The organism is Zarconia sp. (assembly GCF_057467645.1).
Genome location: NZ_JBRJXU010000111.1, coordinates 69,335 through 75,713, shown reverse-complemented (window position 1 = coordinate 75,713; position 6,379 = coordinate 69,335). Strand labels below are relative to the sequence as shown.

Below are 6,379 nucleotides of genomic sequence, written 5' to 3'. Positions count from 1 at the left end.
GAACACTTGCTCGATTAAATCTTGCTGATAGTCTCGCAGGGCATATTTCATCGGGAATCGCGAAAACTCAAAAGAACGTCAGGCACGGAATAATATAGCAACTGCCACACCTGTTAGGGCATCGTGAAGGTGAGCTTTCTTGAGCAGGCAATCGCGGTGAGTAGGGGGAGAGAAGAAAATGCGAGCCTTGAGCTTGATTTCTCGAGTGTCCTAACCGCCTTGGCGACGGCTATAACGTCAGTTCGGATTAAGGATACTTGAAAGTCGAGGTATAGCGCCTCGCACTGGTTTATTTACACGAATCGAAGAAATAGGTATTCCCCATTCCCCCCGACCCCTTTCCCCACCCTCACCGGAAACTTTCGATCCCGAACTGACGTTAAACAAATGCAATATGGCCCCCATAAACTCGTAAAATAGTCAGGATTTACCAAAAATCATTGCACCTTAGACCGCGATCTCAACGAGACCATCAATATTCTGAATGCGGCCTGAAGTACGGTAGGGCATACCGGAACTCACGCTTCTGGAGACTTAGCCTCTATTTAGATTGGTGAAAACCTGTCTAAGCAAGCTGGGTCGATGAAGGAAGAATCCCCTCGCCTAAAGGCAGGGGAGTGTCAATCAACAAGCGTGTCGATCGCCATCTGAAATATCTGGGGTAACCCCCGCCATTGACCCATCTCACCCCTAAACTGCCATGCCTCGTCGCCAAGACCTGAAGAAAATTCTCCTCCTCGGTTCGGGTCCGATCGTCATCGGACAAGCTTGCGAATTCGACTATTCGGGAACTCAAGCCTGCAAAGCCCTGCGGGAAGAGGGATACGAAGTTGTATTGGTCAACTCTAATCCTGCTACGATCATGACCGATCCCGGAACGGCCGATCGCACCTACATCGAACCCCTAACGCCGGAATTGGTGGCAAAGGTGATTGCTAAAGAGCGTCCCGATGCCATTCTACCGACGATGGGAGGACAAACGGCTCTCAACTTAGCCGTGGCACTGGCAGAAAATGGCGTACTCGACGAGTTTGGGGTAGAACTAATCGGGGCCAAACTCCCCGCCATTAAAAAAGCCGAAGATCGCGATCTCTTCAAACAAGCGATGGAAAAAATCGGCGTGGCGATGTGTCCCTCCGGCATTGCTACCACCCTCGAAGAAGCCAAGCAAATCGGGGCTGAGATCGGCACCTATCCTCTGATTATCCGTCCGGCATTTACCATGGGCGGTTCCGGGGGCGGCATTGCTTACAACCAAGAGGAACTCGAAGAAATCTCCCAAGCCGGACTCGACGCCTCGCCGGTGAGTCAAATCCAGGTGGAACAATCCCTGATTGGCTGGAAAGAGTACGAACTCGAGGTGATGCGGGATTTGGCAGATAACGTGGTGATTATCTGCTCGATCGAAAATATCGACCCCATGGGCATCCATACCGGTGATTCGATTACCGTCGCCCCGGCGCAAACCCTCACGGACAAAGAATACCAGCGCCTTCGGGATGCCTCGATCGCCATTATCCGGGAAATCGGGGTCGAAACGGGGGGATCGAACATTCAGTTTGCCGTCAATCCGGTAAACGGCGATGTCATCGTCATTGAGATGAACCCCCGCGTCTCCCGCAGTTCGGCCCTGGCTTCCAAAGCCACGGGATTCCCGATTGCTAAATTCGCCGCGAAGCTTGCCGTCGGCTACTCCCTCGACGAGATTCCCAACGACATTACCCGCAAAACCCCCGCCAGTTTTGAACCCACGATCGATTACGTGGTGACCAAAATTCCTCGATTTGCCTTCGAGAAATTCCCCGGAACCGAAGCCGTCCTCACCACCCAAATGAAGTCCGTGGGGGAAGCCATGGCCATCGGCCGCACCTTCTGCGAGTCATTCCAGAAAGCCTTCCGTTCCCTGGAAACCGGGCGTTTGGGTTGGGGCTGCGATCGCACGGAAAAACTCCCCAACCTCTCGCAAATTCGCGCCGGATTGCGCACGCCGAATCCAGAACGGATGTTCACCGTCCACCAAGCCATGCAAGTGGGGATGTCGGTGGAGGAAATTTACGAACTGACCGGCATCGATCCTTGGTTTCTCGATCGCTTTGCCGAATTGCTGGAGACGGAGAAATGGCTCAAACGCACTCCCCTCAAAGACATTACCAAAGAAGAAATGTGGGAGGTGAAGCAGCAAGGATTCAGCGACGGACAAATTGCCTTTGCCACTCGCAGCCACGAAGATGAAGTGCGCGCTTGCCGCCAGGGATTAGGGGTGCAACCGGCTTACAAAGTCGTCGATACCTGCGCGGCGGAGTTTGAAGCCTTCACCCCCTACTACTATTCCACCTACGAGGAAGAATCGGAAGTTCTTCCCTCCGATAAGCCCAAAGTGATGATTCTCGGGGGCGGCCCCAATCGCATCGGCCAGGGAATCGAGTTCGACTACTGCTGCTGTCACGCCTCCTTCTCCCTCCAGGATGCCGGGTTCGAGACGATTATGGTCAACTCCAACCCCGAAACCGTCTCCACGGACTACGATACCAGCGATCGCCTTTACTTCGAGCCGCTGACTCAAGAGGATGTCCTCAATATCATCGAAGTGGAGCAGCCGGTGGGGATTATCATCCAGTTCGGCGGACAAACCCCCCTGAAGTTAGCAGTTCCATTGCAGAAGTATCTCGAAGCCAACCCCGATTGCGCGACCGAAATCTGGGGTACGTCTCCCGAGTCGATCGATATTGCCGAAGATCGCGAACGGTTCGAGCAAATTTTGCGCAAACTCGATATCCTTCAACCCCCCAACGGCATCGCCCGCAGTTACGAAGAAGCCCTGAAAATCGCCGGGCGCGTGACCTATCCCGTAGTAGTGCGTCCCAGCTACGTCCTCGGGGGTCGGGCGATGGAAATCGTCTACTCCGATACGGAGTTGGAACGGTACATGAAGTTTGCGGTAGAGGTCGTACCCGATCGCCCCATCTTAATCGATAAGTTCCTGGAAAACGCCGTGGAAGTGGATGTGGATGCGATCGCCGATCAAACCGGACAAGTGGTCATTGGCGGCATCATGGAACACATCGAACAAGCCGGCATCCACTCCGGCGACTCCGCCTGCTCGATTCCCTACGTGGGACTCTCCGACGCGGCGGCTGCCACGATTCGGGAATGGACGGTGCAACTGGCCACCGAACTTAAAGTCATTGGGTTGATGAACATCCAGTATGCCGTTCAGGGCGATCGGGTGTACATCCTCGAAGCCAATCCCCGCGCCTCTCGTACCGTTCCCTTCGTCTCCAAAGCCATCGGCGCGCCGCTGGCCAAACTGGCCTCTCGCGTCATGTCCGGCGAATCCCTCGAAACCCTGGGCTTTACCGAAGAACGAATTCCCCAACACATCGCCATTAAGGAGGCGGTACTCCCATTTAATAAATTCCCCGGCACCGATACCCTCCTCGGCCCCGAAATGCGCTCGACGGGGGAAGTGATGGGTATCGACACCGGTTTCGGAAAAGCTTTTGCCAAAGCATTGCTGGGGGCCGGAGACCAGATTCCCCTCTCGGGAACGGTGTTCGTCTCGATGAACGATCGCAGCAAGCAGTTCATCATCCCCACCGTCAAAGACTTGATCGAACTCGGCTTCAAGATCGTTGCCACCGCTGGAACCCGCCAAGCTCTCAAGGAAAACGGCATCGAGGATGTAGACTTAGTACTCAAACTCTCCGACGGCCGCCCCCACGTCATCGACGTGATTAAAAACGGGCAAATTCAGCTCATTCTCAATACTCCCTCCGGAGAAGATGCCTTTGCCGAAGGACAGCTCATTCGCCGCACGGCACTCGCTTACAAAGTTCCGCTGATTACCACTATCGCCGGGGCCAAAGCTACTGCAGCGGCGATTCGATCGTTGCAGTCGGAAACCCAAGAGGTGAAAGCCGTGCAGGATTACTTTAGTTAATTAGGATGTAGGGTGTGGGGAAAATATATCTCCCCTTCCTCCCCTTCCTCCTCTGCCCGGAAAACACCTTCCCCCCAACGGGGCGATCGCTTAAGATAGGGAGTCAGCAAGACCTGATGGGCAAGCTACAACTCCAACATCTTACAAATAAAAATGGTACTTACGCCTTCCACGATGTTGCCCCTTGGCACTTTGGCACCGGATTTTCAACTCCCCGATGTCGTTTCCGATCGCACCCTTTCTCTGGCTTCCTTTGCCTCGAAAAAAGGATTGTTGGTCATGTTTATCTGCCAGCACTGTCCCTTCGTCATCCATATCAAGCACCAATTGTCCAATTTAGGAAAAGATTACGCCAACTCGGAACTGGGTATTGTGGCGATTAGTTCCAACGATGCGGATAAATACCCCGATGACGGACCTGAAAGTTTAAAGAAGATGGCGACGGAGTGTGGCTTTACGTTCCCCATCTGTTACGACGAAAGCCAGGAGACAGCGAAAGCGTATACGGCCGCGTGTACCCCAGACTTCTTTTTGTTTGACAAAGAGCAGAGATTAGCGTACAGAGGGCAACTCGACGATAGCAGGCCGGGTAACGATAAACCCGCCAATGGTAAGGATTTACGAGAGGCGATCGATCGACTGCTCGCGGGTGAGGAAATCGACCCCGATACGCAAAAACCGAGCATCGGTTGCAACATCAAATGGAAGCCGGGAAACGAGCCAGATTATTTTAAAAATTAATGTCAGTTCGGGAGCGGATAGTTTCCGGTGAAGGTGGGGAATAGGGAACGGGGAACGGGGAATGATGATTCTGCTAACTGTTGTTATCCCAAATTGCTCGAGCGAGAACTGCAATTTGTAGAACTCGGCAATTTCCTCTTCCCCCATTTCCCGACAAAACCCTCGAAACTCAACCTCTAAGCAGAGGCTTGTTGCAGCAAGGGATCGAGTTTGCCCCGACGATCTAAAGCGTGAATATCGTCGCAGCCGCCAACGTGCAAATCGTCGATAAAAATTTGCGGCAGGCTGCGTTTACCATTGGATCGTTCGGACATCTTATCCCGCGCATCTTCATCACCATCGATGGCGTACTCGGTGTACTCGACTCCTTTGCGATCGAGCAAGGCTTTGGCGCGAATGCAAAACGGGCAGCTACTCCAGGTGTAGATTTCAACGTTGGCAGTCATGGGGTGTTGTGGCTGAATTTAACATTTCTTAAATTTTAGCTCGAATGGAACCGTTGCTCTCATTCGGGGTGGGTGGGCAGTTGAATGGCAAGTATGAAAGGGAAATGCTCGCACGAAAAACTTCCCACCCTGCACATTTCCGAGGTGGGGCTTGCTATAGTCGTTCCCACCTCTTGCGCGATCGGTGTTTCTGGTTCGGGAACGAGGAATGGAACATTCCGATCGAGTGCGATCGTGTCAAGAAACGGCTCGCGAGGCACTGTACATCCGACCCACTCTCGATCGAATTTCAACCCCTAAAATTCTACCCAACTTATCGATCGGACAACTTGTTCAAACTGATGAGGGTATTGGTGCGAGTGAAGGGATTCCAGGTTTCGAGTTCTTGTCTCGGGTGCGATCGCAGCATCGATAGCATCGTATCCGTTAATCCGCGAGCGAGGGTAAAGTCAGCACCGGCAATGTTTTGTAAATGTTCGAGATTGGCGCCGGTTAAATCCGTGGCTCGCAAATCGGCAAACTGCAACTCCGCCCCGTTGAGTCGGGTATCGCACAGGTTCGCCCCGCTCAGAAATGCGTATTGCAGGTTCGCACCGCTCAGCGCTGCCCCCTCGAGATTAGCTCCCGTCAAATCCGCCCCGCTCAAATAAGCCCCCCGCAGATTGACCCCCCGTAAGTCGGCCCCTCGCAGATAGGCCGTATTGAGGTAGGCACCGCTCAAATTCGCACCGGGTCCCACCGCGCCGGAGTTTTTGTAGGCATATCCCTCGGGCCAAACCGTATGGCGATCGTAGCGCGCCACCTGTAACTTTGCCCCTTCGAGATTGGCATGGGTCAGATTGCACCCGTTGAGAACCGCTCGGTTTAAGTAGGCATTTTCGAGGGAAGCGCTATCGAGTTGAGCGTTACTTAAATTGGTGTTGCGTAAATCCGCACCGCTTAAGTTAGCCTGGTTTAGATTCGCCCGACTCAGATCCGCGCCGGCCAAGCAAATTCCCGATAAATCTAATTGACTCCAATTTATCCCTTCCAAGTCGAACTCAATGGCTCGGATACCACTTTCGATCGCCTGTAAAATACCTTTGGCGGTAGAGGGTTGAGGAACTGAAGAGCGATCGCTACTAACCATTGAAGTTGATGTCAATATGCTTGTATATTCAATAAGACGGACTCACTTAAAATTATCCTATGGGTTTATTTGGGTTCAATTTCCTTTTTGTTTATGATTCTTAATCAAAAAATGAGGTAAATC

Annotated in this window: 4 protein-coding genes; 2 read left to right on the top strand and 2 right to left on the bottom strand. The window is 52.8% G+C overall.

What is annotated here, in order from left to right; genetic code table 11:
• Positions 1–700: 700 nt before the first annotated feature.
• Together carB and AC2215_RS17655 are read left to right on the top strand one after the other, a co-directional pair.
• Positions 701–3,940: a carbamoyl-phosphate synthase large subunit gene (carB, locus tag AC2215_RS17660; RefSeq protein ID WP_486811310.1), complete on the top strand. Its 3,240-nt coding sequence runs from the start codon at positions 701–703 to the stop codon at positions 3,938–3,940.
• 153 nt (positions 3,941–4,093) lie between these two features.
• Entirely contained in the window at positions 4,094–4,681 is a 588-nt protein-coding gene (locus AC2215_RS17655) for a thioredoxin family protein (protein ID WP_486811309.1), read from the top strand.
• A gap of 176 nt (positions 4,682–4,857) precedes the next feature.
• Here the strand turns inward: AC2215_RS17655 and grxC are convergent, their stop codons facing one another.
• The gene (grxC, locus tag AC2215_RS17650) at positions 4,858–5,127 is read right to left on the bottom strand and encodes a glutaredoxin 3 (RefSeq protein WP_486811308.1); all 270 of its coding nucleotides are present in this window, start codon (positions 5,125–5,127) and stop codon (positions 4,858–4,860) included.
• 313 nt (positions 5,128–5,440) lie between these two features.
• Positions 5,441–6,271, bottom strand: a complete 831-nt coding sequence (locus AC2215_RS17645; protein ID WP_486811307.1) for a pentapeptide repeat-containing protein — start codon at positions 6,269–6,271, stop codon at positions 5,441–5,443.
• Between the last annotated feature and the right edge of the window lie 108 nt (positions 6,272–6,379).

Coding starts and splice junctions, on each gene's coding strand:
- AC2215_RS17655 (WP_486811309.1), top strand. CDS start 4,094: ATGGTACTTACGCCTTCCACGATGTTGCCCCTTGGCACTTTGGCACCG.
- carB (WP_486811310.1), top strand. CDS start 701: ATGCCTCGTCGCCAAGACCTGAAGAAAATTCTCCTCCTCGGTTCGGGT.
- grxC (WP_486811308.1), bottom strand. CDS start 5,127: ATGACTGCCAACGTTGAAATCTACACCTGGAGTAGCTGCCCGTTTTGC.